We start from the raw sequence: 1,710 nt of genomic DNA, 5'->3' as shown, positions 1-1,710 counted from the left end.
CGCCGCGAGCGCGTCACAGCAGGCAGCGTACGCCTCCGGGTCGGCCTCCCGGTGGTCGCGGACCAGCTCCGGCACGGTGAAACCGGGGGTGAACCAGCGCGCGTCGGCGCTCTCGGCCAGCCACCGCAGGCCCTCGCGGCGCACCCGCTCCGCCCGCTCGCGCCAGGGCGCCTCGCCGCCGAAGTGGGCGGAGGAGCAGATGACCGCCAGGGCGGACAGCCGCTCGGGGTGGTGCACCGCCAGATGCAGGCCGACCGCGCCGCCGAGCGACACGCCCGCGTAGGCGAACCGGTCGATGCCGAGCACGTCGGCGAGGCGCAGCACCAGCGCGGCGAGGTCGCCGACGGTCGCGCCCGGCCCGATCAGGTCCGCCGCCGAACCCCCGTGCCCGGGCAGGTCCCAGCGGACGACCCGGTGGCTGGTGGACAGCTCGGGCGCGACCCGGTCCCACAGGGTGTGGGAGGTGCCGAGCGACGGCCCGAGCAGCAGCGGGGGAGCGGAGGCCGGGCCTTCTTCGAGGTGGTTGAGGAGTTTCACGGTCAACGTCGCTCCAGGGCACGGTCGGTGAGGGGTCCGGCGAAGCCGGTGTAGCGGGCGGGGTCGGTGAGGTCGTCTAGATCGAGGTCGCGCAACTCGGGCTCTTCGGAGAGGAGTTCGCCGAGGGTCCGCTCCTCGGTGTGGGCGCGGCGGGCGAGTTCGGTGAGCAGCTCCTTGGCGCGGGCCCGGCCGAGGCGCGGCGCCAGGGCGGCGGACAGCCGCTCGGAGACGATCAGGCCGCGTGTGGCGTCGAGGTTGCGGCGCATGGCGTCGGGGTGCACGCGCAGCCCCTCCGCGAGTGCGGCCGCGTCCCGGGCCGCGCCGCCGGTCAGCCGGAGCAGTTCGCGCAGCGGCTCCCATTCGGCGTGCCAGGCCCCCGCCGGACGTTCGTCGCCGGCCGCGAGGGATCCGAGGAGCGTGGCCGCGAGCTGCGGGGCACGGCGGGCGGCGGCCGCGAGGAGCGTGGAGCGCACCGGGTTGGCCTTGTGCGGCATGGCGGAGGAGCCGCCGCCGCTGCCCTCGGACAGCTCGCCGATCTCGGTGCGCGACAGCGTCAGCACGTCCTCGGCGATCTTGCCCAGCGCTCCCGCCGTGAAGGCCAGGGCGCCGGCCAGGTCGGCGACCGGCGTCCGCAGCGTGTGCCAGGGCAGTGCCGGTGCGGCCAGGCCCACCTGACGGGCGTACGCCTCCGTCAGCGCGCTCGCGTCCTCGGCGCCGTAGGCCCGGAACGCTGCCAACGTCCCTGCGGCGCCGCCGAGTTGGGCGGGGAGCGACGCCCGCACCCGGGTGACGCGGTCCCGTGCGTCCAGCACCAGGGAGCGCCACCCGGCCGCCTTCAGGCCGAACGTGGTCGGCACGGCGTGCTGGGTCAGCGTGCGCCCCGGCATCGGCGTGTCCCGGTGGGCGGCGGCCAGCCGGGCCAGGGCCCGCTCGGTGCGGGCGAGGTCGGCGAGCACCGGCTCCAGGGCGCGTACGGCGACCAGCATGGTGGCCGTGTCCAGGATGTCCTGGCTGGTCGCTGCCAGACCCGGCGCGTCCACGACGCCTTCGCCGACGTCTGGGACTGCGAGGAGCTGTGGGTCGGGGGAGTCGAGGACAGCGAGCAAGACCTCCACCGGCGACAAGAAGTCCGCGTCGCAGCGTGGTGGCGAGCGCTCCCGCGGCGGTGCGCAG

At 76.3% G+C, this 1,710-nt stretch carries 2 protein-coding genes; both read right to left on the bottom strand.

Going from position 1 to position 1,710, the window contains the following annotated elements:
• The coding region (locus ACWEN3_RS46225; protein WP_452984405.1) for an alpha/beta fold hydrolase at positions 1 to 543 on the bottom strand (543 nt) is incomplete at its 3' end.
• On the bottom strand, positions 540 to 1,710 hold a 1,171-nt coding region (locus ACWEN3_RS46220), incomplete at its 5' end, for a lyase family protein (protein WP_452984403.1). The genes ACWEN3_RS46225 and ACWEN3_RS46220, both read right to left, overlap by 4 nt.

This window comes from Streptomyces sp. NPDC004561 (assembly GCF_053602155.1).
The sequence above is the reverse complement of the archived record's forward strand: the minus strand, read 5'-3'. Positions and strand labels throughout refer to the sequence as shown.